This is a genomic window from Rhizobium pantanalense, assembly GCF_030182525.1.
Taxonomy (GTDB): domain Bacteria; phylum Pseudomonadota; class Alphaproteobacteria; order Rhizobiales; family Rhizobiaceae; genus Rhizobium.
The window spans coordinates 16,946-41,037 of record NZ_JAQJCH010000005.1 but is presented as its reverse complement, the minus strand read 5'-3'; the positions used below and the strand labels follow the sequence as shown (position 1 = coordinate 41,037).

The window sequence follows — 24,092 nt, the reverse complement described above, 5'->3', positions numbered from 1 at the left end:
TTACGGCACCGCTCCGGATACTTTTGCCGTCCCATCGATCACCGGGCAGGATGGCGGCACCGGTCGATCAAACAAAATGGCAATGCCGCAATCCGAGGTGAACATCGCCTCGTCGTCATGCCCTACGCCGGGCACCTCGACGACCTTCTGATTGAGATCGGATGGATGCCGCTTCTTCATGTAGTCGAAATAGGTGAGCCCCCGTGCAAGCCGATAGGATCCTTGCGCCATCGCCCCGCAGGAGCGGTCGATGAAGTGGGTATAGGGATTCGTATCAGCCTGGCCTAGCAGATAGACCACGTTGCGCGCGGCATATCTCGTTTCGAGAAGCTTCGGATCCTGCGAGGATATGTATGGTGGAGCGCCGGCGAGCCCGTATCGCCATTGCGTCGCCTTCGGGCAGGAAGCCAGCCCCGCCTGCCGATCCGGCAAGGCCGGCCGCTCGCTGTCGAAATAGACATAGCTCGACGGATTGGCGACGAGATAGCGAACGGCGATGCCGGCACTCGTCAGATTTTCCGCCTCCCGTCCGACGACGGCATAACGCTGGACCAATTGCGCTCCTGCCGAGTGCCCCATCACGACAATGGTCTTCAGCGAAGGATACAGGCGACGATCGGTAAAATGCCGCAGCAGAGCATCGAGCGCAGAGAAGGAGCTAATCGGTGCCGGCTGACGCGCGGCGTCTCCACTTTTCCAACCGTTCTGCGTCCAGGCCAGCGTCTGCGCAGACAGCGAGAAGGCATTCACATCCGGTCTTATGAGGAATTGCGGCGCGACCACCATCGTACCGTCGGCGAGATCGCCGGCCTTTGCGAGCAGCTCCTGCCCGGTTGCGTAATAGGCATCGGCGTTTCGGAGCGTGCCGTGGACTATGATCAGCACCTTCGTCACGTCAGGCGACGCCGCTTCGATCGCATGATCCGCGTAAACCGGCAGCTCTCCCTTCCCCTCGGACGTATCGAGAAGCAGGCGCTGGTCCGCGACTTCCTTGACGGGTTCTTCGAGCCGCGCGTGTTGGGAAGCCGCATCGGCCGACTGGCCTTCGCCTGACATGCCGATGGCGATCAGTGCTGCGATCGTCAGTCGGGCGCAAACCCGGCCCTGAATGCTTCTCATAATCTTCATCTGTAAAAACTCGGCTGGGACGGATGACAATGAATATAGCGACTTGCAGCCAAGCGGAAGACAGCCGGCGATCCGATCAAGAGCCGACCCTGCTGGAAGATATGCTGCTTGAACGAGCGCGTGGACAAGAATCCGTCGTCCCGGCAAAAGTTTCTCTTCCGCATGGCAAGTGGGCCTCCCAGAAGTTGTCGCCTCTGAACGTCAGTTCGCCATCGATCTCAATTCTCTGCTCGAAAAGCTGCGACAGAGACGATAACCCGTGGCATAAGGCGCCCGAAACACTTTCTTCGGGCCCCGCGTAATCATGATTCGTATCGAGAATATCAGCAAGCAGAACAGCCATCGCATCCTCTTCATCGAGGCATCCGCGGCGCTTAACAGAGGCGAGAGCGTCGGTCTCGTGGGGCCGAACGGCGCTGGCAAGACGACGCTTTTCCGCATGATCACCGGACAGGAGCTGCCGGATGAAGGGCAAGTTTCCGTCGATAAAGGCGTCAGCATCGGCTATTTCAACCAGGATGTCGGCGAGATGGAGGGGCGCAGTGCCGTCGCGGAAGTGATGGAAGGCGCCGGTCCCGTCAGCGCCGTTGCCGCAGAACTTCGCGAACTCGAAGCTGCTATGAGCGATCCGGACCAGGCCGACAGGATGGATGAGATCATCGAGCGCTATGGCGAAGTGCAGGCGCGCTATGAAGAGCTCGACGGCTATGCGCTCGAGGGCCGCGCTCGCGAAGTGCTGGCGGGTCTGAGCTTCAGCCAGGAGATGATGGACGGCGATGTCGGCGCGCTGTCTGGCGGCTGGAAGATGCGTGTGGCACTTGCCCGCATCCTCTTGATGCGCCCCGACGTCATGCTGCTCGACGAACCGAGCAACCATCTGGATCTTGAGAGCCTGATCTGGCTCGAATCCTTCCTGAAGGGCTACGAAGGCGCGCTGCTGATGACCTCGCACGACCGCGAGTTCATGAACCGCATCGTCACCAAGATCATCGAAATCGATGCCGGTAATCTCACCAGCTATTCGGGCGACTATGAGTTCTACGAGCAACAGCGCGCTCAGAACGAAAAGCAGCAGCAGGCGCAATTCGAACGCCAGCAAGCCATGCTTGCCAAGGAAATCAAGTTCATCGAACGCTTCAAGGCGCGCGCCTCGCATGCTTCGCAGGTGCAGAGCCGCGTGAAGAAGCTGGAAAAGATCGATCGCGTCGAGCCGCCAAAGCGCCGCCAGACCGTCGCTTTCGAATTCCAGCCGGCGCCGCGCTCGGGGGAAGACGTCGCCGTGCTGAAGAACGTCCATAAGAAGTATGGCAGCCGCACCATCTATGAAGGACTGGATTTCATGGTACGCCGCCGCGAGCGCTGGTGCATCATGGGTATCAATGGCGCCGGTAAATCCACCCTCCTGAAGCTGGTTGCCGGCTCGGCACAGCCGGATGAGGGCAGCGTGGCGCTCGGCGCCAGCGTGAAGATGGGTTATTTCGCCCAGCATGCCATGGATCTGCTGGATGGAGAGCGCACCGTATTTCAGCAACTCGAACATGATTTTCCGCAGGCAGGCCAAGGCTCCCTGAGAGCCCTTGCCGGCTGCTTCGGCTTCTCTGGCGACGATGTCGAAAAGAAGTGTCGCGTGCTGTCGGGAGGCGAGAAGGCGCGGCTCGTCATGGCGATCATGCTTTTCGATCCGCCGAACCTTTTGGTGCTCGACGAGCCGACCAACCATCTCGATCTCGACACCAAGGAAATGCTGATCGAGGCGCTGTCGCAATATGAGGGCACGATGCTGTTCGTCTCGCACGACCGGCATTTCCTGGCAGCGCTCTCCAATCGCGTTCTGGAGCTGACGCCGGAAGGCATCCACCAATATGCCGGCGGTTACACCGAGTATGTGGAACGGACCGGTTACGAAGCACCCGGCCTCAGAAGCTGATGACAGGCCGAACGAGCACTATTGCGTGTTCGTCGAGGGCGCGGCACCGGCATTGATGATCGCAACGGGCGTCGTCCTGCCGCGCACGCGGATTTCGATGCGGCGGCGCGCTTCGACGGCGCCGCGCTGTCCTGAGGTGACGGTGTCGCCGGGCAGGATGAGCTGCGCGGCGGACATCGGCAGGATGGTGGCATCCTTCAGCTTCGGATTGGCCTTGAGCACATTGGCAACCGCAATGGCGCGAGCAAGGCCGAGACCGGCATTGTCGGCCGGCAGCAGGGCCGAGACCGGCAGCTTGCCATCCATCGCGCCGATGATCGTATCGTCGAGATTGGATTTTTCGCGCGCCACCGGCTGCTCGTCCGTGTGGCCGATCACCTCGACGATATTGGCGCCATAGAGGCTCAGATTGCTGGCGATTTCGTCCGTGATCGTCGTGCTGAGAAGCTGAGCGAAAGTGCCTGTCAGTTCGGCGCTGCCCGATTGGAAATAGTTTTTCTTGGCATCATCGAGATTGATGATGGGCGGCCAGTCGTGTGCGCCCTTCCCACCCGCGTTGCCGGCCAAAAGCTTGTTGACCTCATCGGGTGCCGCCGCCAGCGAGACGCCATGTTCCCTTAGAACGGCAGCAACCTTAGAAAGCGATTGCAGATCGGCCGTTGTCGCGCCCTGATCCGCCATGCTGTCGAGTGTCTCTTTCGCCAGCACCAGCTCCCGCCATTGCTTGTCCACCACGGCCTTATCGGCAGCGGAGAGATCGCCGGAGACGACCTTGGACTGGAGAAGCACGATCTCGGCCGCCTGCTCCGCGCGCTTCTTCTCCAGCACCGCGACTTGCAGCTCGGCCTTCTCAAGCTTCCGCTCGGCCTCGTAGCGCTTGTTTCTCTCCGACGCGATCAAGGCGGCGGCTACGAGCAACAGGCAGAAAACCAGAAGCAGCATGGATTCGGCCATCGTCAGGCCAAGGATGAGGCCACGATTATAGCCCTTGTGCTCCAGTCTCGGCTTGTTGTCCGGGCCTCCAGCTACCATAGATGCCACCAGCGTTTTCGCGGCACGACTTCAGGCTCAGCAGCGATATCACCATTAAGCTTCGGCAGTGGCGTTTGCCCCATCGCTTCGGCCACACGACCGAGCGCCAGCTCGATATTGCGCAATGGCTGTAATTGCGCCTCTGACATCTCCTTGATAGCGGCAATCGCCGGTGCCAGCTCGGCGCGCACGACATCCTCGGGCGAACGGATTTCTTCCAGCTTCTTGCCGACATTCTCGACAGCGGTGCCGAATGTACCGATGATCTCGGACAGCTGCGATGTCGTCGCCGTCAGCTGCGCGGCCGCGTCGTTGATCGGCGTCACTGCCTGCTTTGCCAGCATTTCAAGGATCTTGTTGATTTCCTGGCCGTTACGCTCGGCTTGCCGCGCGATCTCCTCGAATCCTTCCGACAGCATCTGATTGCTGACGCGCCGGTAGTGCGAGAATTCGCGCGACGACGAGTCGAGTTCGGTGCGGACACGCCGCGTCATCTCGGCAAGTTCATGGCGCATGCTGCGCTCGATATCGATCGGGTCGCGCCGCATCTGGTTGAAGAGGATGCGCAGCGTCACGCCGGCAATGGTCGAAGTGACAGCGATGCCGAAATTGCGAACGATGGTCTCGATCGATGTTTCGCCGGCAAAGAGATAGAGCGATACGCCGAGGCTCGACAGGGTGAAGAGGAAACCCATGTAATAGAGGTTGTCACCCGCCTGCTCATTGTGCAGTCGGAACCCGGCAACGGCCAGCGATACGATGAAGTAGATCCCCATCAGCACCAGCGGCACACCGGTGACGATGGGCAGTGACCAGCCCATGAGCTTCGAAGACCAGATGAAGATCATGCCGCCGACGGTGATGGAGGCGAACAGCACCATCGGCCCATAATCCCGGATGAGATATCTGGCGTCGGTATTGGCCATCAGCGTATCCCCTCCAGCCGCACGAAGCCGCCAAAATCACCCTTGTTGTTCTTGATCCATTGCGCCCAGAAGTTCGCAAGATCCTCCATGCTGAACTTCATGTTCGGCCTTTGAAAGGCGAGGATCTTGACCGTGACGCCGTCCAGTGACGTGCGGAAACGGTCATCTGCGGCGCTTTGCTGGTATTTCTGATAGGAGACGCCATCTCGGTAATTGGAGAAGGTGGCCGTATGCTCGATCATGTCGGAAGCGATGTAAAGGCGCTTGGGGATGCCACCTGGTGCATTGGCGAAGACCTCCAGATTGATCTTCTGAATGGCGGCCATGATCGGCGACAGCCGGCCAGACTCGCCCGCCGTCAGCTTGCCGGCAATTTCGGCAAGCGGCTTTTGGAAGCCCTTTTCCCAGCGCGCCTGCGCCAGCCGCGGATTGCTGGTCCATTCGTCGACATTCGCTCCACTTCCAGGATTGCAACCGTGGAAGGTCTGGATCAGCTCCCCTTCCTCCTCGGTGAGCGCATAGATATCGATGGCGCCGCCGATGGGCACACCCGCGACGATCTTCTGGAACTGGTTGCGCAGATCGAGTGCCGTCGTGTCTGATATCGGATCGGTGACATCGAGCAGAATGGCCGTTTCCGCCTTCGGGCCATCCACCGGGCAGAGCGAAGCTTGATCAACGGCGATGTTCCCACTCGCCTTGTAGCGCAGCCAGCCGTATGCACCAACGATCCCGAGGGACAGGACGGCAAGACAAACCGTTGCAATGATGAGACCGGCGGATCCGCCGCGCCGGCTACGCCGCTTGCGTCGCGCCAAGGATGCTCTCCGGGAAAAGATTATCGAGCTGATGGTATTTTTCGATGGCGCGCTCAAATTCGTCGCCGATCCGCTTGATCTGCTCCGAAAGCTCCGCCTGGGCACTCTGGATGCGCGAGCCCAGCACCTTGTCGTCCCATTCCTCTTCAGTGCGGATGACAGGCGTCAGACGCTCCATCTTATAAGCAGTTTTGAAGTAGGATGGTTCCGGCTCGGTGCGCGCGGCGCGGTTCGCATCGCGATAAGAGGTGAGCAGCACATTGGCAGCTCGCTCGAGATGGTTCTGGTGTTCGGCAAAGAGACCCGCGGTCCTGGCGCGATGCGCGATGATGGCAGCCGTTTCCTGCCGGCGCAGCGAGAGGTCGCGGATGATCTCCTCGATCTTGCTGTTGTGCTCGTCGCGGATCTCGCGGAGATCTTCGATCAGATCAAGCTTGCGGTCGATGTAATTGTCTCTGGCCGCATCGAGCCGTTTCTGCACGCCGGCAAAGCCCGGATAGGGATCGGTCAAATAGCAGCCGTCGATGAAGGCGACGAGCGAGAACATCAGACCGATGGCAAAGAGCATCCAGGAGTTCAGCTCCTGCAACCCGAGCGGCGCGGTCTTAAGCCGCTGGATCACCTCGGCGCCGGCTCCGCTCAGAATCGTCGCGGAGACCTCGCGATAATGCGCCAGCGCAATGTTGATCCCGAGGGCAACGGCGATATAGGCGATAAGTCCCAGCAAACCCAGCAGCTTCAGCGCAAAGGAGCGATGCACCAGAAAACGGACGCAGAAGAAAGAAAAAATCAGCGCCATGCCGATATTCAGGAAGGCGAAAGCGGCCGCCTCGGTTACCCCACCGACGAGACCCTGCTCGCTTCCTTTGGCGAGAAAACTGCCGTTCATCACCATCTCGATGAGCACAAGGAAGACGATCAACGAGACTTTGAAGCCCCACGCCGCCCGGCTGGAAACCTTCGCGGCGCGCTGCAGCTTATGCCTGGCCTTGAAGCCCGCCATTTCATCCTCGGCGGTTTTCAGATTGCGGCGCAGGCCATGCAGCTCGTCGACGCCGCTTGCCACCTCCGCCTTGAAATCGGAGACACTGGAAGCGTTTGCCTGGCGGATCAGCCCGAATTGTCCTTCGAAATCGAGGTTGCGTAAGCGGCTATCGAAGGTCTGGAACTGGTCTTCGAGGATCTGGTAGGAACTCTTCTTCTCCGCCTCGACCCAGGCGACGATGCGCTGCTCCGTCTCGTCATGCGATTGCGCATCCGGCGGCGGCCGGTTCTGACGCCCGGCAGCGAAACCCTTTTCCTTCAGGTCGAGGGTCGTGCCCAGCTTTTCGATATCGACGACGGGAAACACATCCGTCGAGGCGCGGAAATCATGGCTGGTCTCCCGAACACTATCCCAGAGACGGTTGAGGGCTTCGAAACGCAACGATCTTCCCCGGCGAATTCATCAACTTAGAAAGGACAATTGAGAAATCGATACCGCACTGGTTGTCCACGGTCCAGAGCGATATGGCAGAGGTTAGGATGCGATTGTGGTAAAGACTAGCCCGAGCCCGTGTCGATCGGAAAACACTGATGTGAGCGAGGGCGACACTTCCACCTGATGGTGGACAGCTGCTATGCCATGGTCACGTTCGGCATTGCCTTCCAGAAACCTGCCCGTCGCAGCCCTTCCCGATAGATGTCACGCTGCCATTGCTCCTTGAACGGCACGACGGAAAGCCACCGATCGACATCGAAATCCGGGTTGGTTCTTTGGACGCGCCGAACAAAAAAGCCTGCCTTTTCCTCATGCCCGAGCATCGCCCAGCTCGCGGCGGAAATCCTGTCCGCCAGGCGTGCATTCGCCATTCGGCCGATATAATCGAGCGCAGCTTCGAAGCGGCCGAGCGTGTAGCTCGCCACGGAAGCAGTCCAAAGATAGGTATCGGGGCTTACCGGATTGAGCGCGATAGCGCTTTCAATCTTCGTCAGCGCGAGATCCGGCCGGGACGCGTGAAGCAAAGCTTCGGCATGGTCGGCAATGATGCCGGCATGGCCCGGATTAAGGGCTTCGGCCAGTTTCAAGGCCTCAATGCTCTCCTCACTCGCCTTCCGGAAGACCTTCGTCATGCCAAGCTCGCGATAGCCGTCGGCGATATCGCGCCGCGCTGCTATGGCCTGCATCGCATAGCTTTCCGCCTCGTCCAGCAAGGCCGCATCGCCACCGAAGGTCAGTACCCATTCCTTGGAATAGGTGCGGGCCATAGAGCTCAAGGCAGGCGCGAAGTGGCCGCCAGTGCGCAGCGCCATCTCAAGCTCCCCACGCGCCCTCTGCAGATCGGGTACGGAGAGGCGCTCAATGTAACGCTTGCCGGCGAGATAGCGCTGATAGGCCGCTGGATTTTCCTCGAAATGCGACCTCATCATCTCCCGCCGTTCGATCTGCCCTGCAAGCGATAGCACGATGTGACGTGCGACCGCCTGTCTCCGCTCTTCGGGCGAGGATTGTCCGAGGCTGATGCGCTCTGCCCAGATGATTTCATCGCTTGCGGCGTCGACCAGTTGCGAAAACAGCAGCGGTCCGTTGTCGCGCAGGCTAAGCCGCATCTCGAGAAGGTAGGAGCGATCCCATTGGTCGAAAGTTGCAACGGCACGTTCCCCAGCCCTGCCAACCCGGACCGCCGTGTAACGATCCGCAATCTGAAGACTGTCAAGCGCGCAGAAACCGATTGTGATATCGTTCACGAGGGATGAGGCATCATAATCTTTCCCTTGCCCCTCCGTGGAAGGCAGGAGCAGGAGGGGTATTTTCACCCGCGCTCGCGCAGTTGAAATCCGTTCATGATGGGCATCCCCGGCTCGAATTTCCGAAGCGTGTTCCCGCTGCGCAGACCATGAGGCCAGCAGCGCGGCACGTTGCGCAAAAATCTGCCTGAAGTGCTCCACCTCACCTTCCGCATCGAATATCCGCAACAGGATGCGATGAATATCGCGATCTTCGGGATCTATACCAAAGACCAGAAGTGCCGCCTCTCTCAGCAGAGCGACATCCGCCATCCCATTGGCTTCGGCGGCAGCGGCCTTCAGCGCCGCCTTCAGTGCCGACAAGTGCCTGCCGCTTTGCGCCTCCCGCCAATGAAAGAACACCGCGCTCTGGCAATCTATACCCTGCAGGAATTCCGCCGCGAGCGTCCTCGCCAGCGATTGCAATCTTGCAAAGATAGGTCCGCCATCGTCCGTGCTTGCAAACCAGAGATCGGAGATGGTTGGAGGCGCGTCGAGTTCGACGGCTGTCTCGCTGAAACGCAGAAATGACCTCCCGAGTGCTTCCTGACGAACCCTGACACGCGAAACCAGCTTGCGCAGATTGACCTGGGCACTGCCATTGTCGTCTCCCCACAAAAACCGGGCGATCGCGCTGCGCGACGCGCGCGAGGTTGGCTCCAGCATCAGATAGACCAGGATCAACAGGCCCTTTTCGGGAAAGGCGACCTCGTGACCATCGCCGTCCAAAAGCTTCAAGCCGCGAAATGTATGTAGTGAAAACATAATCTGCTCACAAAAACCGGGTGAAGCAGCGACGGCTGAGAAGGTATTTCCTTTACCTGTTAACCCCATTCGCGCTCGGACGAGTATGGTGAAATTTCGATAAGCCTGTAGTGTGTCGGAAGGTTTGGCGATTTTCAATTCCAATTGCCGACAATCTGATAAACCACTCGCCAAATCACGGGCTCGCCATATCTTGGCAGAGCATGCGACTTCTTTCGGAGCATCAAATCATGACGCCCTCTCCCTTCAAGAACATCTGTGTCTACGGCGCCGGCGCACTCGGCGGTGCGATCGCGGCCAAGCTCGCCTCCGCCAAAGAAGCGCAGACGAAGATTTCCGTCGTGGCTCGCGGAGCTCATCTGGAGGCCATTCGCGCTGGCGGCATAAGCCTCTGGGAAGCCGATGTGGATAGTCCCCTCGTCGCGCAGGTGACCGCGACGACCGATGCTGGCGAACTTCCGCCGCAGGATCTCGTCATCACCGGCCTCAAAGGACATCAGCTTGCCGCAGCTGTCCCCGGCATTGCAAAACTGCTGCATTCGGGCACCCGCGTCGTCATGATCCTCAACGGCGTTCCATGGTGGTATTTCCATCGGGACCGTCAGAGCGGCCATGCCGAATACCAGATGGAAGAGCTCGATCCGAACGGCGATCTCTGGCGCCTGATCGGGCCGGAGCGCATCATCGGCTGCGTTGCCTATCAGGGAGCGGAAGTCGTCGCACCCGGCGAGGTCAAACTCGCCAATAACGGACATTTCATCCTTGGCGAACCTTCCGGCGAGACGATGGGCGATATCGAAGCTATCGCAGCGCTGCTGCAGCAGGCCGGGGTCAATGTTTCGATTTCCTCGCGCATCCGCGACGATATCTGGAGCAAGCTCATGGGCAATGCCGCTTTCAATCCGATCAGTGCGCTCACGCGGGGTTTGATGTCCGATATCATGGACGATCCCGCGCTTGCGACTATAGTCGGCCAGGTAATGAGCGAGGTAAAAGCCGTTGCCGAGGCTTTGGGATCGCACATCGCCATGTCCGTGGAGGAACGTCTTGAGCGTTCCCGTCAGATCGGACCTGTGCGCACCTCGATGCTGCAGGATCTGCTTGCCGGCAAGGCGCTGGAAATCACGCCTCTCGTGGGCGTCGTCGTCTCGCTCGGAAAGCTCGCGAATATACCGACGCCGGTCTCGGCGACCATTCTGGCGCTGGTGACGCAGCTCGACCGCAAGAACCAGCAGGGCGCCGAGTAAGCGGCGGCCGACTACGCCAAATAGTTTTTCAATCCTCCGGCAGCGGTCCCCCGTGCCAGTTTCCGGAGGATCTCCGGACATGTCGGTTCTTTATATTTCACTTACGTCTTCGTCTTTGACTCCGAATGGATTTCCTATGGGGGCCGGCGTTACGCTTGCGGTGGAATATGGAGATAGACCCCCATGCTCGACACGCACGCCCCCAATCTTACGGAATCCATCCGCGTCCTCGTTCATAACAGCGATGAGAAGCATCATCGCGTTGCAGCACCGGCAGCAACAGCGAAAAGATCACGCAAGCGCCCGCTTCATTCGCGCCAGGTCCAGGAAAAGCGCACCTTTCAGGCGATGTTCGCCTTCGGAATGCTGCTCGGCGCTCTCGAGCTCTTCATCGTGCTGCATTACCTCTGAGATTTCACAGACATGAGTAGACCGACTTTTCGAAGGCGCATCGGCGGTGCGATCACCGCCCTTGTGACGCCTTTCCGCGACGGCGTTTTCGATGGCGTCGACATGATGGCCCATATCGAGTGGCAGTTGCTAAGCGGGATCGATGGGCTTCTCGTCTGTTCGCTGATTGGCGAAAGCCCGACGCTGACAGAGGCCGAGCGCACCCGCGCCATCGAAATCTGCATCGAGCTTTCGGAAGACAAGGTGCCCGTCATCGTCGCGACCGGAACCAACGACACGAGGACGACCCTGGAGGAAACGATACAGGCACAGCGCCTTGGCGCGGATGCAGCCTTGGTAACGGTGCCCTATTATTCCAAGCCGACGCAAAAAGGGATCGTCCACCATTTCGAGCAGCTGGCGGCGCAGACCGAACTGCCCATCATCATTCATAACCAGCCAGCGCATACAGGCGTCGATCTCGCTCCGGCAACAGTCGCGCGGCTTGCTGAAATTCGAGGGATTATCGGGATCGCCGACGGCGGTAGCGACATCTCACGCGTCGACGTCTGGCGGCCCCTTCTGCCGGAGCGGTTCGGCCTGTTTACCTCGAACGACGCCAGCGCAATCGGCTTCACGGCCGCGGGCGGTCATGGCTGCTTCTCGGGAGCTGCCAATATCGTTCCGCGGCTCTTTCAATCAATGCAGCATTCGGCCGCCTGCAGCAATGTCGGCGCGGCACAATCCATCGATGAACGGTTGCAGCCATTGTTCAGCGCGCTCGGCCGCGAAAGCGAACCGGCGACGGTCAAGCATGCCCTGTCACTGGTGAGAGATATCGAGGGGGAGGTTCGCCTGCCATTGGTCGGCATCGGGACAGAGACGGCCGCGGCCATCCAGGCGGCAATTGCCCCGTTTCAACTCGACGGCAGCGGCCGGTTTGCCTCGCGCCATGCCTATCGCCGTGGATTGTGAAATCGCTTCATCTCTATGAGATTTTTATATTTTTGCCATTTCAGGCGAATGGAAAACCTAGCAGCTCCCCCTTAGATTCAACAGCGTAGCACCGGAAATGGTCTTATCGGACCCATGGTGCTGGTGACACTGAAAGGAACTATGATGTCACGCCATACGCATGCCGGGCTATCCGCCGACCCTCTCCCACGCTCTCGTGCCGCCGCGTTTGCGCGCAACGAGCGGCCCTTCTCTTCGGACTCATTGCTGGACGGAATTCGCTCCGTTGCTCCGCGCCTCGGACTTGTCATCCTGATCGCTGCCGTTCTGCAAATGGCGCTGTATCTGACCGGACACTGAGTGAAATCGAAGAGATCCAAGAGGAAATAACAATGGCAAACGCACAGCATCTTCCCCGCCGCTCGGCTCACAGCCCGCTCGCTTCGGCGCCGGCGCGCTTCATCATCGGCCGTGACCGCCGCGGCAGCTGGATCGTTCAGGACCGGCAAGGCCTCGTTGGCGGCCTGTTCCGAAATGAAGCCGCCGCCCTGCACTTCGCTGCTGAAGAATGCAATCACAATCCGGCCGACATTTGCCTGGCACCGGAAGGTACCACCCTCGACCTCGATGGCTTTGCCCCCGCCTCGTCCAATCTGCACTGAATTTGCCGTTGGCAGGCTTCGACAATATCCCGCCGAACTCTTCCTTAACCGCCTTAAGGTACGCTTCCGGCCAGATATCTAAAGAACAGAAAGCCATGTCGAAGCCTGCCTTCCGCTACAGCCACTACGACCTCAAAGAGCAGCACGCCGGAACGGTGATCGAAATCACCCTCTCCGCCATTGCCAATGTCAGGCTGATGAATAGCTCGAATTTCGAGCGCTTCACCGAAACGCTGAAGCACCAGTTTCTCGGTGGTGTTGCCAAGAAATCGCCGATACGGCTGGTCATTCCGGAGGCCGGCCATTGGCATCTGGTGGTCGATATGGAAGGTCATAAGAGCCTGGCGGAATCGAGCGTCAAAATGGTAGACAGGGTAACCGTTCCACGCATGCAAAAAGCATAGCGGCAATCCGTCACCGCCAGGTGATATATGGACTAGCTCTCGCCACGCTCCTTGCGCAGCTTCGACCACCAATCCAGCCTTTTACGAATTTCCCGCTCGAAACCGCGCTCCGGCGGATCATAGAAGGTCTGGCGACCCATCTTCTCCGGAAAGTAATTCTGGCCTGAAAAGGCATCCGGCTCATCATGATCGTAGCGATAACCGTCGCCGTAGCCTTCGGTCCGCATCAGCTTGGTCGGTGCATTGAGGATATGCTTGGGCGGCAGAAGCGAACCGTTCTGCTTGGCGGCCTGGGTCGCAGCCTTGAAGGCCGTGTAGACGGCATTGGATTTCGGGGCGGTGGCGAGATAGACGCAGGCCTGCGCCAGCGCCAATTCACCTTCCGGCGACCCCAGATAATCATAGGCGTCCTTTGCGGCATTGCAGATGACGAGAGCCTGCGGATCGGCAAGGCCGATATCCTCCACCGCCATGCGCACCAGCCGACGCCCTAGATACAGAGGATCTTCGCCGGCATCGAACATGCGGGCGAGGTAGTAGAGTGCCGCATCCGGATCGGAACCGCGTACCGACTTATGCAGCGCCGATATCAGATTGTAGTGACCGTCCTGCGCCTTGTCATAGACGGGCGCGCGGCGCTGGACGATCTTGACCAGCATATCGGGATCGAAAAGCTCATCCTTGCGGGCAGCGCGCCAGACCTCTTCGGCCAGCGTCAGCACCGAGCGGCCATCGCCGTCGGCCATGCGGATCAGGCTGGCGCGAGCATCCTCCGTCAGCGGCAGCGGCTTGCCTTCCACCGTTTCGGCGCGGCGCAGCAGTTCTTCGAGGCTCTCCTCATCATGCGAATGGAAGGTCAGGACACGGGCGCGGGAGAGAAGAGCGGCGTTGAGTTCGAAAGAGGGATTCTCCGTCGTCGCCCCGACAAGAATGACGGTGCCGTCTTCCATCACAGGCAGGAAGCTATCCTGCTGGGCGCGATTGAAGCGATGAATCTCGTCGACGAATAGCAGGGTCTGGCGGCCATCCATGCGGCGCAGACGTGCCGCCTCGAACACTTTCTTCAGATCGGCGACGCCGGAGAAGATTGCTGAAATCTGCTCAAAGGCGAGCCCCGCCTCGCCCGAAAGAAGCCTTGCAACCGTCGTCTTGCCGGTTCCGGGCGGTCCCCAGAAGATCATCGATCCCAGTGAACCCGCCTCGATCATCCGGCGCAGCACGCCGTCCTCACCGGTTAAATGTTCCTGACCGGTGACTTCAGCCAATGTTTGCGGCCGCAAACGATCGGCCAGAGGCCGCTTGTTGGCGACCTCTTCCGGTATCCGCGGTGCAAACAGGTCATCACTCATCGGAAGAACTGCCTGATACGCTGGCCGTCGCGCTCGATCTCGACACGCCAGAAACTAGGGTTTGAGGTGACGGTCTTCTGAAGGATTTCCGTCGTGTTGATCGCCACCCCGTTGATGGAAATGACGATATCGCGGGCGGCAAATCCAAGCCGGTCGGCCGGCGAATTCGGCTTCAGGCTTTCGATGACGACACCTGAAGAATCCGGCGGCATATGCAGGTCATCGGCAACCCGCGGCGAAAGATTGGCAACGGTCGCGCCGGAGAAGGGGTTGTTGCCCTCGATCACCCGCTCGTCACGCGGCGTGGATTCGGGCGCGGCGGCGAGCGTCATCGTGGCCTGATGCTCCTTCCCATTGTCGAGCACCGTCAATGCCACCGTCGCACCGAGACCGGCCGTTGTCAGACGATAGCCGAGCGCATCGGGATGTTCGATGGAGATGTTGTTCAGCGCCGTAATCACCTCGCCAGGCTTGAGGCCGGCCTTGGCTGCAGGTCCGCCATCGACCACCTTCGTCACCAATGCACCGCGTACCTTGTCGAGGCCGAGTGCTTCGGCGACATCGGATGTCACCGGCTCGAAGGAGGCGCCGATATACGGGCGCTCGAAGGCCTTGTCGCCACGATCGGCAGCGGCGAGGAAGACTTTGACCAGATTGGCCGGGATCGCAAAGCCAATACCATTGGAGCCGCCGCCCTGAGAGAAGATCGCCGTATTGAGCCCGATCAGCTCGCCGGTCATGTTGACGAGCGCGCCGCCCGAATTGCCGGGGTTGATCGAAGCATCGGTCTGGATGAAGAAACCGACCTCGTTCTTGACCTGGTTGCGGGCGAGCGCCGAGACGATGCCGCTCGTTACCGTCTGCCCGACGCCGAAGGGATTGCCGATCGCAAGCACGAGATCGCCGACCTCAATGCCGTCGGAATTGCCGAGCGGCAGAACCGGGAAGCTCTCGTTCTTCGACTGGATCTTCAAGACTGCGAGATCGACGCGATCGTCTTTCAGAACGACCTTGCAGGGAAATTCGCGGCCGTCCGAAAGCGCGATCTTGATGTCGTCAGCGCCGTCGACGACGTGGTTGTTGGTGATGACAGTGCCATTCGCCTCCACGATCACGCCGGAACCCAGCGATGATTGCTTCTCGGTGCGATTCGGCATGCGCTGGCCGAAAAACTGCTCGAAGAAGGGATCGCCGGCGAAAGGCGACTGACGCTGCACAACACGCTCGGCATAAACATTCACCACGGCGCCAGAGGTCTGCTTGACCAGCGGAGCGAAGGAAAGCTGCATCTGCGTCTGGCTTTGCGGCAGCGTCTTTGCCGTTTGAGCCTCAGCGGAAAGCGGCATCGCCATGACGAGGGCAATCATCGAAACGGCAGTGCGCTTCAGGAGGACATGCATGGAAATTTCCCTTTTTAATGCTCTTTAAACAACCTTGTAGCGCCCGACGCTAGAAAGAAAAGAGGGCGGAACCATGAAGCATAAATGGACGTTGGCGACGATAAAAAACAGGCTCGATGAACAAAAACATGCTGTCATGCATTTCGCGTTGGGAATCGTCAAAGGGAACCAGACATGCGAGTGAACCATCTTGCCGCCGCCACCTTCCTCATCTCTGTAGGCATGGCCGGAGCCTCTCACGCCGCCAGTTTCGATTGCGAGGCGCAGAACCTGAAGCCGGATGAGAAGACGATCTGCGACGTTCGCGCCCTTAACGATGCCGACGTGAAGATGGTCACGACCTTCGACCTGCTCTCGGGCCTTCTTGCTATGGGCGCGCGGGGCACGATGCAGGACCAGCAGACCGAATGGCTGAAGAAGCGGCAGGCTTGCGAGGCGGATGTCGCCTGCTTGAAGACCTCCTATGAGGAGCGCCTTAAAGTGCTGAACGACACCTACAAGCAGATCAATCGGCCGCTGTAAGAGTTTGGTTTGAATGGCGTAAAGGTTTTCGCTGAGATGCCCCCTCGCCCCGCCTGCGGGGAGAGGGAGAGGGAGAGGGAGAGGGCAAGCGCAGCGACAGCCAAACTCCGCCGCTGCGATAAAGCTCGAAAGCCCCTCATCCGTCCTCTCGCGGTCGAGCTCCGCTCGACCGTTCGAGTCCACCTTCTCCCCGCTGCGCGGGGCGAAGGGCTTTGTTATTTCCCACCCAGATCGCGAACCGCGCCGCGGTCAGCACTGGTCGCGAAGGCAGCATAGGCCTTCAACGCCGTGGTGACGTTGCGCTTGCGCACTTCCGCCGGATGCCAGCCCTTGGCATTCTGGGCTTCACGGCGAGCGGCAAGTTCCTTGTCATCGACACGCAGGCTGATGATACGGTTCGGGATGTCGATATCGATCATGTCGCCTTCGCGCACCAAGCCGATCGTGCCGCCATTGGCCGCTTCGGGCGATACGTGCCCGATCGACAGGCCCGAGGTGCCGCCGGAGAAGCGGCCATCGGTGATCAGCGCGCAGGCCTTGCCGAGGCCCTTCGACTTCAGATAGCTCGTCGGATAGAGCATTTCCTGCATGCCGGGGCCGCCCTTCGGGCCTTCGTAGCGGATGACGACAACGTCGCCGGCCTTGATCTCGTTGTTGAGGATGCCTTTGACGGCTGCGTCTTGGCTTTCGAAGACCTTGGCCGGGCCGGAGAACTTCAGGATCGATTCATCGACGCCGGCCGTCTTCACGATGCAGCCATCGAGCGCCAGATTGCCCTTGAGGACGGCCAGACCGCCATCCTTGGAGAAGGGATGCTCGACGGAACGGATGACGCCCTTCTCGCGATCGGTGTCGAGCTCCTCCCATCGGGCGTTCTGGCTGAAGGCAACCTGGGTCGGAATGCCGCCAGGAGCCGCGCGGAAGAATTCGCGCACCGTCTCGCTGTTGGTGCGGGTGATGTCCCAGCGATCGATGGCATCGCCGATCGTTTCGGAATGCACCGTCGGGCAATCGCGGTTGATGAGACCGCCCTTATCGAGCTCGCCGAGGATCGACATGATGCCGCCGGCGCGATGCACGTCTTCCATGTGAACGTCGTTCTTTGCCGGTGCAACCTTGGAGAGGCACGGTACGCGGCGCGAGAGCGCATCGATGTCGGCCATTGTGAAATCGACTTCGCCTTCATGCGCGGCGGCCAGAATGTGCAAAACCGTGTTGGTCGAGCCACCCATGGCGATATCAAGCGCCATGGCATTCTCGAAAGCCTGTTTGGAAGCGACCGAACGCGGCAGGATCGACGCATCCTCCTGCTCGTAATAGCGGCGGGCAAGATCGACGATCAGGTGGCCGGCTTCGACGAAGAGGCGCTTGCGGTCGGCGTGGGTGGCAAGCGTCGAGCCGTTGCCCGGCAGCGACAGGCCGAGCGCTTCGGTCAGGCAGTTCATGGAATTGGCCGTGAACATGCCCGAGCACGAGCCGCAGGTCGGACAGGCGGAGCGCTCGATGACCTGGACATCCTCATCGCTGATCTTGTCGTCGGCGGCGGCAACCATGGCGTCGACGAGATCGAGCGCATGCTTCTTGCCGTGTAGGACGACCTTGCCGGCCTCCATCGGACCACCGGACACGAAAACAGTTGGAATGTTCAGGCGCAGCGAGGCCATCAGCATGCCGGGGGTGATCTTGTCGCAGTTGGAGATGCAGACCATGGCGTCGGCGCAATGGGCGTTGACCATGTATTCGACGCTGTCGGCGATCAGCTCGCGCGAGGGCAGCGAATAGAGCATGCCATCATGACCCATGGCGATGCCGTCGTCGACGGCGATGGTATTGAATTCCTTCGCAACACCGCCGGCCGCTTCGATCTCGCGCGCGACCAGCTGGCCGAGATCCTTGAGGTGGACGTGGCCGGGCACGAACTGGGTGAAGGAGTTGACCACCGCAATGATAGGCTTGCCGAAATCGCTGTCCTTCATACCCGTCGCACGCCAAAGGCCGCGCGCGCCGGCCATGTTGCGGCCGTGGGTGGTTGTTCTGGAACGATAAGCTGGCATGGTGTCTTCCTCGTCATCCTGGAAATTGTGCGGCGTCGGACATCGGCCAAGGATTTCAGGCCAAAAAGCGCCGGCAACTCCGCTTTTTGGAATTGTCCTAATCCAATCGTGCAGTACTGTCACTATCAACTCAAGCGAATCCGGTACGCTGCCGGGCAACGGCCATATCCGGACAAACAAGTCGCTCGACCAAAGTTGGGAACGAAACGGCCCCATGACAAGCGCACACAAAAAGTTGCTTTCACTTCCAAAGAAATGCCAGCCTAAAAGTGTAACAAAACCTGTGTCCGTTGCGTATCGCTCATATCGAAGCTGTTATCGCATAGAGGAATTGTTCCATGGCCGCCTATCGCCCGCCGAAAATCGCATCCTCAGAGATTACACCCCGCTCGATCTATCTAAAGCGTCGCGAGTTCCTGACGGCGGCAGCGGCCGGTGTTGGCATGGCGGCAATCGGCAGCAAGGCGGCGCTGGCCGAGGCGCTGACGGCGACCAAGAGCAATTATACGGTCAATGAGAAGCTGACGCCGCTCAAGGACGTCACCACCTACAATAATTTCTACGAATTCGGCCTCGACAAGTCCGATCCGGCCAGCCTCTCGGGCAAGTTCAAGCCGCGTCCCTGGACGATCAAGGTCGATGGCATGGTCAACAAGCCCGGCACGTTCGATGTCGATGCGCTGATCAAGGAGTTTCCGCCGGAAGAGCGGGTTTATCGCATGCGCTGCGTTGAAGCCTGGTCGATGGTCATTCCATGGGATGGTTTCCAGCTTTCGGCCCTGCTCGACAAGGTGGAACCGCAGGGGAGCGCCAAATATGTTGCCTTCGAGACGGTGGTGCGGCCCGAAGAAATGCCGGGGCAATCGGGCCTCCTGCAATCCCTGAACTGGCCGTATGTCGAGGGCCTGCGTCTGGACGAGGCGCGCAATCCGCTGACGCTGCTTGCCGTCGGCCTCTATGGCGAGACCCTGCCGAATCAGAATGGCGCGCCTATCCGACTCGTCGTGCCGTGGAAATATGGCTTCAAGGGGATCAAGTCGATCGTCCGCATCACGCTCACCGACAAGCAGCCGCTGAACACATGGCAGGCGACCAACAGCCAGGAATATGGCTTCTATGCCAACGTCAATCCGGCCGTCGATCATCCGCGCTGGAGCCAGGCGACCGAACGGCGCATCGGCGAAGGCGGCTTTTTCGGCTCCAACCGCCACCCCACCCTGCCCTTCAACGGCTACGCCGATCAGGTCGCCAGTCTCTATAGCGGCATGGACCTCAAGGTGAATTTCTGATGGCTTTCTCCTTCGCTCTTCCCAAGCGCTGGCAGCCCGCCTCCGTCTGGGCGCTCTACGCTGTCGGGCTTTTACCGGCCGCCTGGGAATTTTATCTCGGGGCGACGGATCAGCTCGGCGCCGATGCCGTCAAGACGTTCGAGCTATTCTTGGGGCTATGGGCGATCCGCTTTCTGCTTTTGACGCTTGCAGTCACGCCGCTTCGCGATCTCTTTGGCTGGAACTATCTGCGCTATCGCCGCGCGCTCGGCCTGCTTTGCTTCTATTACGCGCTGATGCATCTGACGGTCTATATGGTCCTAGACCAGGCGCTGGACGTACAGGCCGTCGTCAATGATGTGCTGAAGCGGCCCTTCATCATGTTCGGCATGGCAGGGCTTGTCATGCTGCTGGCTTTGGCCGTGACGTCGAATAATTTCTCGATCAAGCGTCTCGGCAAGACATGGATCTGGCTGCATCGCCTCGTCTACATCATCGCCGCCTGTGGTGCCCTGCACTTCGCGTTATCGACTAAGGTGCTATCCGTGGAGCAGTTCATCTATATCGGCCTGCTGATCGCCATGATCCTCTACAGATCCTACCGGCCGATCATGATGGAAAGGCGACGGGCAGCACGCAAGCCGGCTACGGCTTCTAGTTCCAGAGCGGCCTGAGAACGGCCGCTCTACCTTTCAAGCGAAGTCATTCCGCAGCGCTGGCGATCTTGGCTTGGCCCTGTTCCTGCACTTCGACGGTCGCCGTGAGGCCGGCGATGAGCTTCGTGCCATCGGGTACCTTGTCGAGCGCGATGCGCACTGGCACACGCTGCGCCAGACGCACCCAGCTGAAGGTCGGCGTGATATTGGCGAGCAGGCTGCCGGAGGTGCGTTCGCGGTCCTCGATGCCATAGGCGATGCTCTCGACATGACCGGTCAGCTTCTCGGCCTGCCCCATCAAGTGGATATGAACCTCGTCGCCGATCTGGATGCACGGCAGCTTGGTTTCTTCGAAATAGCCTTCGACGCGCAGGGAATCGCTGTCGATCAGAGCCACCTTGGCAGTGCCGGCGGAAACATAGTCGCCCGGACGCAGGCTGAGGTTCGAGATCGTGCCGTTGACGGTAGCGCGAACTTCGGAGCGATCGAGATTGAGTTGGGCGAGTTCGCGATTGGCAATCGCCTGGCGAACGGCAGCTTCATCCTGCTGCACGGTGGTCAGCGCCTGCTCCTTCTGCTGCAGGGAGGCGGCATCACCAAGGCGCGCCTGACGCGCGCTTTCGCGCTGAGCCTGCTCGAGAGCCGCCTTGCTGCTGGCAAGGGCTGCATCCGCCTGTTCGAGAGCGATGGCGAAACGATCGCGATCGACGCGGAAGAGGATATCGCCCTTCTTGACGGTCTGGTTGTCCTTGACGAGGACCTCGCTCACCAGGCCGGAGACGTCAGGCGCGATGCCGACGACATCAGCCCTGAGGCGCGCATCGCGCGTCCACGGTTCATCCATGTAATGGCCCCAGAGGTGACGGCCGACATAGACGGCGGCAATAACGAAGATGAGAGTGACGGCCACACGGCCGATGAGTTTTAACGCGTTCATGTGAAGTACCAACGGGAGACTGAGGAGACGGCGCCGAGGAGGAGGACGTAAAGCGCGAGATCGAAGAGACCGCGATGCCAGACCAGAGTGTAGACTCCGATCCATGCGAGCAGACGTCGAAGGATGATGACGGCAAACAGCGTCAGGAGCATGAGGACGAGAAGGCGCGGGATATAGACGCCATAAAGATCGAATTCTGCGGGCATGATATTACTCGGCGGCAATAGGATGAGGTTGCGTTGTATCGGCGACGGGCGGTCGCCAGCTCGTCGGCGGTTCGGCATGGGGGAAGAGCGCCCGGCGAAGACCGACCAGTGCATCGAGGCTTGCCCGAGCGGAATCTCGCTTTTCCCGCGCAACCGCTTCGAGGCTATGGTCGATCGACACACGCAGTTCGTCGGCCGGATCCACCGCCCGTTTTGTCTTCAGCCGCGAACGATAGAAATCCGACACGCCGATCAGCACTTCGCTGACCGAGGCAGCGGCAGCTGGTTTCAGTTGACCACGCTCTTTTTGAAGCATCAGCACGTTAAAGCCGAGACGCACATCTGCGTAACCGTCGACCTTTTTCAGTTCGCGGTCCTCGATGCCTGCAAGGCGGGGCACGAGCTGGCCCAGGCGGTCGAGGATGCGGCCGGAGAGCCGTTCATGATCGGCGCGGCGGATACCGGCGGCAGTTTCGGCCAGATCTCTCCAGCCAGCCCGGACCAACCGCCAGGCGGCAAGCTCCGAACCGAATGGGCGGGTGAGCAAAGTCCAGACCAAGGCAAAGCCAACACCGGCTAGAGCCGCGATCGCACTGTTGGTGAAGCTGGCGAAATCGGCGGTGTAACGATCCTGCAGCGCGATGAAACTTGCGCCGTTCACCGCCAGCAGCATGCCGAGCATGTTGGTCTGCGGGCGGGTAATCAGCAGCCCCATCACCAGGAAAGGCGGAGCAAAGACCAGCACCAGCATCTCGAAGCCGGAAATCGACGGCAATACGCCGAAGATATAGACACAGGCGATGACCAGGCTCACCGCGGTCCAGATAAACATGGTGGTGATGAAGGGCGCGGGACGATCGAGCGCGGCGAAAAACGAGCAGGCAACGGCCACCATGGCGATGAAGCCGGCACCATCCGCCCAGCCGGAATAGATCCAGAAGAAGCAGGCGACGGCAATTCCGGCGATGACGCTACCGGCCGAGAAAGCAACCGGGCGTAATCATAGTGCCTGCTGCGACCGACGACATTGCGATAGCGGAAGGCGGGGCGCCAGGTACCGACCTGCTGTCCTGAGACTATTTGGGCGCGCAGCGTCAGGCAATCCTGCCATAAGTCGACAATTTCCTTGAGGCGGGCGAGAGCGCTCGATCGGACGAGATCGTCCCAGCCGATATCGAGGTCGTTCTGCTGCAACTCCTCGATCTTCCGCGACAAGGTCTCAGCGGTCTCATCGACCTTGCCACGACCACCCTGCCCCAGCCAATCGGCCACCTCGTTCAAAACAACGACCAATTCCTGCGGTAGCGGCTTGCCACCAGCCTTCAAGGCGTGCAGGCGGTCGGCAAGTGAGGAGAAGAGCGGCAGCAGCATCAGCAGGCGGCCGCGCAACTCGCGCGAATGCCTGACGATGTCGCGGCTGCCGGCATCATAGCGCAACTGGCTGATGACGAGATCCAGGCCGGAAACGTCAGCAGCAAGCTTCTGCCGCTTCAAGGGAGTTGCCGGCGAAGCGCCCTCGCCGCGCAGGATCTCGTCGGCCCAGGTGCCGGCATCATCCAGCCAGGAACCTATGCGCTGGCCGAGGACAGTACCGACGCTGCTCGGAAAGACGACGGCGCTAACCACGCTCGCACAGACGATGCCAATGAGAATTTCCTCGGAGCGGGCAAGTGCGACATCGAAAATGGTCTCGGGCGATCCGACGGTCGGCAGCGCGATCAGCGGCAACGTATAGCCAGCCAGCATGAAGACGTAGCTGCGCGAGGTGCGGTCGAGCATCGAGATGAACAGCAAGGTGCCGGTCCACAGCGCGACAACGATCGAAAGCAGTTCCGGCGCGTTGACAAAGAGCGGGATGAGGATCACCGACGCGGTGGCACCGATAAGCGTGCCGAGCGCGCGGTAAAGCCCCTTGGAGCTGGTTGCGCCGGCAAGAGGATTGGCGACCACATAAACAGCGGCCATCGCCCAATAGGGACGCGGCAGATCGAGCGACAAGGCGATGAACAGCGCCATGATCGCAGCCATGAAGGCTTTGACGGAAAATAACCACTCGCGCCAGGATGGAATGCTCATAAGACCTTCTCCGGCTCCGGTTCGACGGCCTTGGATGCCTCAAACTCCTCGAAAGCCTTCAGGACGCGAACCGCGGCTTCGATATCCGCAGGGTCGACATTGGCGAGGATCTTGCCACGCAGCTCATCAAGGACGTCTTCCATCCGAGAGGCCAGCTTTTCGCCTTCCGGCGTCAGCCACAGGCCTTTCGCGCGCCGATCCGTCGGATCATCCTTGCGAATGACAAGATCCATGCTTTCGAGCTGATCGATCAGCCGAACAAGGGACGGACCTTCGATACCGACACAGGTGGCGAGCACCACCTGCCGCACGCCTCCCCCCAGGCGGCCGATCCATAGCAGCGGCGCGGCCACCGCCTCGGATATGCCATGGGAGCTCAGCGCAAGATCGACAGCCCGGCGCCATTGGCGGCCGGTGGTCAGTAGATTGGCGGTGAAGAGACGTTGTAGAGCGTTTGACGAGTTCATGAGAACCTATTAGCACTAAACTAATTAGGATTCAAATTATTATCATCAAAAGCGCCATCCCAAATGGGAAATGCAGCTATGCACTCGACGATAACCAAGACAGTAAAGAGGCCGAGATTGCAGGCGTGCAGATCGGCC

Annotated in this window: 22 protein-coding genes and 1 pseudogene; 10 read left to right on the top strand and 13 right to left on the bottom strand. The window is 59.9% G+C overall.

Features of this window, described 5'->3' with window-relative positions:
* Nucleotides 1–1,119: an alpha/beta fold hydrolase gene (locus PH558_RS14280; RefSeq protein WP_285205044.1), complete on the bottom strand. Its 1,119-nt coding sequence runs from the start codon at nucleotides 1,117–1,119 to the stop codon at nucleotides 1–3.
* Nucleotides 1,120–1,432: 313 nt separating this feature from the next.
* Here PH558_RS14280 and PH558_RS14275 point away from each other — a divergent pair, with 313 nt between their 5' ends.
* A complete protein-coding gene (locus tag PH558_RS14275) occupies nucleotides 1,433–3,055 on the top strand; it encodes an ABC-F family ATP-binding cassette domain-containing protein (protein ID WP_285205043.1) in 1,623 nt (540 codons plus the stop codon).
* A gap of 18 nt (nucleotides 3,056–3,073) precedes the next feature.
* On the opposite strand, the gene PH558_RS14270 is transcribed toward PH558_RS14275, so the two are convergent.
* The 5 genes from PH558_RS14270 to PH558_RS14250 form a co-directional block, all read right to left on the bottom strand.
* A complete protein-coding gene (locus tag PH558_RS14270; protein ID WP_285205042.1) occupies nucleotides 3,074–4,087 on the bottom strand; it encodes an OmpA family protein in 1,014 nt (337 codons plus the stop codon).
* Nucleotides 4,081–5,013 (bottom strand): hypothetical protein, encoded by a 933-nt coding sequence (locus tag PH558_RS14265; protein WP_285205041.1) that lies wholly within the window; start codon nucleotides 5,011–5,013, stop codon nucleotides 4,081–4,083. The genes PH558_RS14270 and PH558_RS14265 overlap by 7 nt, the downstream gene beginning before the upstream one ends.
* Nucleotides 5,013–5,831: a hypothetical protein gene (locus PH558_RS14260; protein WP_285205040.1), complete on the bottom strand. Its 819-nt coding sequence runs from the start codon at nucleotides 5,829–5,831 to the stop codon at nucleotides 5,013–5,015. Before PH558_RS14260 ends, PH558_RS14265 begins: the two co-directional genes overlap by 1 nt.
* Nucleotides 5,809–7,257, bottom strand: a complete 1,449-nt coding sequence (locus PH558_RS14255) for a hypothetical protein (protein WP_285205039.1) — start codon at nucleotides 7,255–7,257, stop codon at nucleotides 5,809–5,811. Before PH558_RS14255 ends, PH558_RS14260 begins: the two co-directional genes overlap by 23 nt.
* Nucleotides 7,258–7,448: 191 nt before the next feature.
* Nucleotides 7,449–9,362 carry a hypothetical protein gene (locus PH558_RS14250; protein ID WP_285205038.1) on the bottom strand — a complete coding sequence of 638 codons (1,914 nt, stop codon included), beginning with the start codon at nucleotides 9,360–9,362 and terminating at the stop codon, nucleotides 7,449–7,451.
* A gap of 230 nt (nucleotides 9,363–9,592) precedes the next feature.
* Between PH558_RS14250 and PH558_RS14245 the strand changes: the two genes are divergently transcribed.
* The 6 genes from PH558_RS14245 (at nucleotide 9,593) to PH558_RS14220 (ending at nucleotide 13,019) form a co-directional block, all read left to right on the top strand.
* Nucleotides 9,593–10,609, top strand: a complete 1,017-nt coding sequence (locus PH558_RS14245; protein ID WP_095436255.1) for a ketopantoate reductase family protein — start codon at nucleotides 9,593–9,595, stop codon at nucleotides 10,607–10,609.
* A gap of 183 nt (nucleotides 10,610–10,792) precedes the next feature.
* On the top strand, nucleotides 10,793–11,020 hold the full coding sequence (locus PH558_RS14240; RefSeq protein WP_285205037.1) for a hypothetical protein: 228 nt from the start codon (nucleotides 10,793–10,795) through the stop codon (nucleotides 11,018–11,020).
* A gap of 12 nt (nucleotides 11,021–11,032) precedes the next feature.
* Entirely contained in the window at nucleotides 11,033–11,974 is a 942-nt protein-coding gene (gene dapA, locus PH558_RS14235) for a 4-hydroxy-tetrahydrodipicolinate synthase (protein WP_285205036.1), read from the top strand.
* Nucleotides 11,975–12,118: 144 nt separating this feature from the next.
* Nucleotides 12,119–12,313 carry a hypothetical protein gene (locus PH558_RS14230; RefSeq protein ID WP_285205035.1) on the top strand — a complete coding sequence of 65 codons (195 nt, stop codon included), beginning with the start codon at nucleotides 12,119–12,121 and terminating at the stop codon, nucleotides 12,311–12,313.
* A gap of 32 nt (nucleotides 12,314–12,345) precedes the next feature.
* The gene (locus tag PH558_RS14225) at nucleotides 12,346–12,615 is read left to right on the top strand and encodes a hypothetical protein (RefSeq protein WP_285205034.1); all 270 of its coding nucleotides are present in this window, start codon (nucleotides 12,346–12,348) and stop codon (nucleotides 12,613–12,615) included.
* Between the two features lie 95 nt (nucleotides 12,616–12,710).
* Nucleotides 12,711–13,019: a DUF1883 domain-containing protein gene (locus PH558_RS14220; RefSeq protein ID WP_095434681.1), complete on the top strand. Its 309-nt coding sequence runs from the start codon at nucleotides 12,711–12,713 to the stop codon at nucleotides 13,017–13,019.
* A 32-nt stretch (nucleotides 13,020–13,051) separates the two neighbouring features.
* Here the strand turns inward: PH558_RS14220 and PH558_RS14215 are convergent, their stop codons facing one another.
* The gene (locus tag PH558_RS14215) at nucleotides 13,052–14,368 is read right to left on the bottom strand and encodes a replication-associated recombination protein A (RefSeq protein WP_095434680.1); all 1,317 of its coding nucleotides are present in this window, start codon (nucleotides 14,366–14,368) and stop codon (nucleotides 13,052–13,054) included.
* Nucleotides 14,365–15,768: a DegQ family serine endoprotease gene (locus PH558_RS14210; RefSeq protein ID WP_095434679.1), complete on the bottom strand. Its 1,404-nt coding sequence runs from the start codon at nucleotides 15,766–15,768 to the stop codon at nucleotides 14,365–14,367. The genes PH558_RS14215 and PH558_RS14210 overlap by 4 nt, the downstream gene beginning before the upstream one ends.
* 174 nt (nucleotides 15,769–15,942) lie before the next feature.
* On the opposite strand from PH558_RS14210, the gene PH558_RS14205 reads away from it, so the two are divergent.
* Nucleotides 15,943–16,290, top strand: coding sequence for a lysozyme inhibitor LprI family protein (locus PH558_RS14205; protein ID WP_483314157.1), 348 nt, complete (start codon nucleotides 15,943–15,945; stop codon nucleotides 16,288–16,290).
* A 215-nt stretch (nucleotides 16,291–16,505) separates the two neighbouring features.
* Here the strand turns inward: PH558_RS14205 and ilvD are convergent, their stop codons facing one another.
* On the bottom strand, nucleotides 16,506–18,344 hold the full coding sequence (ilvD, locus tag PH558_RS14200) for a dihydroxy-acid dehydratase (RefSeq protein ID WP_095434678.1): 1,839 nt from the start codon (nucleotides 18,342–18,344) through the stop codon (nucleotides 16,506–16,508).
* Nucleotides 18,345–18,682: 338 nt separating this feature from the next.
* Here ilvD and msrP point away from each other — a divergent pair, with 338 nt between their 5' ends.
* Together msrP and msrQ are read left to right on the top strand one after the other, a co-directional pair.
* A complete protein-coding gene (gene msrP / locus PH558_RS14195; RefSeq protein WP_285205033.1) occupies nucleotides 18,683–19,633 on the top strand; it encodes a protein-methionine-sulfoxide reductase catalytic subunit MsrP in 951 nt (316 codons plus the stop codon).
* A complete protein-coding gene (msrQ, locus tag PH558_RS14190; protein WP_285205032.1) occupies nucleotides 19,633–20,286 on the top strand; it encodes a protein-methionine-sulfoxide reductase heme-binding subunit MsrQ in 654 nt (217 codons plus the stop codon). Before msrP ends, msrQ begins: the two co-directional genes overlap by 1 nt.
* A gap of 28 nt (nucleotides 20,287–20,314) precedes the next feature.
* On the opposite strand, the gene PH558_RS14185 is transcribed toward msrQ, so the two are convergent.
* The 4 genes and pseudogenes from PH558_RS14185 to PH558_RS14170 all read right to left on the bottom strand — a co-directional run bounded on the left by PH558_RS14185 (nucleotide 20,315) and on the right by PH558_RS14170 (nucleotide 23,954).
* Entirely contained in the window at nucleotides 20,315–21,205 is an 891-nt protein-coding gene (locus PH558_RS14185) for an efflux RND transporter periplasmic adaptor subunit (protein ID WP_285205031.1), read from the bottom strand.
* A complete protein-coding gene (locus PH558_RS14180; protein WP_285172824.1) occupies nucleotides 21,202–21,411 on the bottom strand; it encodes a DUF1656 domain-containing protein in 210 nt (69 codons plus the stop codon). The genes PH558_RS14185 and PH558_RS14180 overlap by 4 nt, the downstream gene beginning before the upstream one ends.
* A gap of 4 nt (nucleotides 21,412–21,415) precedes the next feature.
* Nucleotides 21,416–23,487, bottom strand: a pseudogene (locus tag PH558_RS14175) (FUSC family protein).
* Nucleotides 23,484–23,954, bottom strand: a complete 471-nt coding sequence (locus PH558_RS14170; RefSeq protein WP_285205030.1) for a MarR family winged helix-turn-helix transcriptional regulator — start codon at nucleotides 23,952–23,954, stop codon at nucleotides 23,484–23,486. Before PH558_RS14170 ends, PH558_RS14175 begins: the two are co-directional and overlap by 4 nt.
* Between the last annotated feature and the right edge of the window lie 138 nt (nucleotides 23,955–24,092).

What these genes read in the sequence shown, in the direction of transcription:
- PH558_RS14280 (WP_285205044.1), bottom strand. Translation starts at nt 1,119, where the DNA reads ATGAGAAGCATTCAGGGCCGGGTTTGCGCCCGACTGACGATCGCAGCA.
- PH558_RS14275 (WP_285205043.1), top strand. Translation starts at nt 1,433, where the DNA reads ATGATTCGTATCGAGAATATCAGCAAGCAGAACAGCCATCGCATCCTC.
- PH558_RS14270 (WP_285205042.1), bottom strand. Translation starts at nt 4,087, where the DNA reads ATGGTAGCTGGAGGCCCGGACAACAAGCCGAGACTGGAGCACAAGGGC.
- PH558_RS14265 (WP_285205041.1), bottom strand. Translation starts at nt 5,013, where the DNA reads ATGGCCAATACCGACGCCAGATATCTCATCCGGGATTATGGGCCGATG.
- PH558_RS14250 (WP_285205038.1), bottom strand. Translation starts at nt 9,362, where the DNA reads ATGTTTTCACTACATACATTTCGCGGCTTGAAGCTTTTGGACGGCGAT.
- PH558_RS14245 (WP_095436255.1), top strand. Translation starts at nt 9,593, where the DNA reads ATGACGCCCTCTCCCTTCAAGAACATCTGTGTCTACGGCGCCGGCGCA.
- PH558_RS14240 (WP_285205037.1), top strand. Translation starts at nt 10,793, where the DNA reads ATGCTCGACACGCACGCCCCCAATCTTACGGAATCCATCCGCGTCCTC.
- dapA (WP_285205036.1), top strand. Translation starts at nt 11,033, where the DNA reads ATGAGTAGACCGACTTTTCGAAGGCGCATCGGCGGTGCGATCACCGCC.
- PH558_RS14230 (WP_285205035.1), top strand. Translation starts at nt 12,119, where the DNA reads ATGTCACGCCATACGCATGCCGGGCTATCCGCCGACCCTCTCCCACGC.
- PH558_RS14225 (WP_285205034.1), top strand. Translation starts at nt 12,346, where the DNA reads ATGGCAAACGCACAGCATCTTCCCCGCCGCTCGGCTCACAGCCCGCTC.
- PH558_RS14220 (WP_095434681.1), top strand. Translation starts at nt 12,711, where the DNA reads ATGTCGAAGCCTGCCTTCCGCTACAGCCACTACGACCTCAAAGAGCAG.
- PH558_RS14215 (WP_095434680.1), bottom strand. Translation starts at nt 14,368, where the DNA reads ATGAGTGATGACCTGTTTGCACCGCGGATACCGGAAGAGGTCGCCAAC.
- PH558_RS14210 (WP_095434679.1), bottom strand. Translation starts at nt 15,768, where the DNA reads ATGCATGTCCTCCTGAAGCGCACTGCCGTTTCGATGATTGCCCTCGTC.
- PH558_RS14205 (WP_483314157.1), top strand. Translation starts at nt 15,943, where the DNA reads ATGCGAGTGAACCATCTTGCCGCCGCCACCTTCCTCATCTCTGTAGGC.
- ilvD (WP_095434678.1), bottom strand. Translation starts at nt 18,344, where the DNA reads ATGCCAGCTTATCGTTCCAGAACAACCACCCACGGCCGCAACATGGCC.
- msrP (WP_285205033.1), top strand. Translation starts at nt 18,683, where the DNA reads ATGGCCGCCTATCGCCCGCCGAAAATCGCATCCTCAGAGATTACACCC.
- msrQ (WP_285205032.1), top strand. Translation starts at nt 19,633, where the DNA reads ATGGCTTTCTCCTTCGCTCTTCCCAAGCGCTGGCAGCCCGCCTCCGTC.
- PH558_RS14185 (WP_285205031.1), bottom strand. Translation starts at nt 21,205, where the DNA reads ATGAACGCGTTAAAACTCATCGGCCGTGTGGCCGTCACTCTCATCTTC.
- PH558_RS14180 (WP_285172824.1), bottom strand. Translation starts at nt 21,411, where the DNA reads ATGCCCGCAGAATTCGATCTTTATGGCGTCTATATCCCGCGCCTTCTC.
- PH558_RS14170 (WP_285205030.1), bottom strand. Translation starts at nt 23,954, where the DNA reads ATGAACTCGTCAAACGCTCTACAACGTCTCTTCACCGCCAATCTACTG.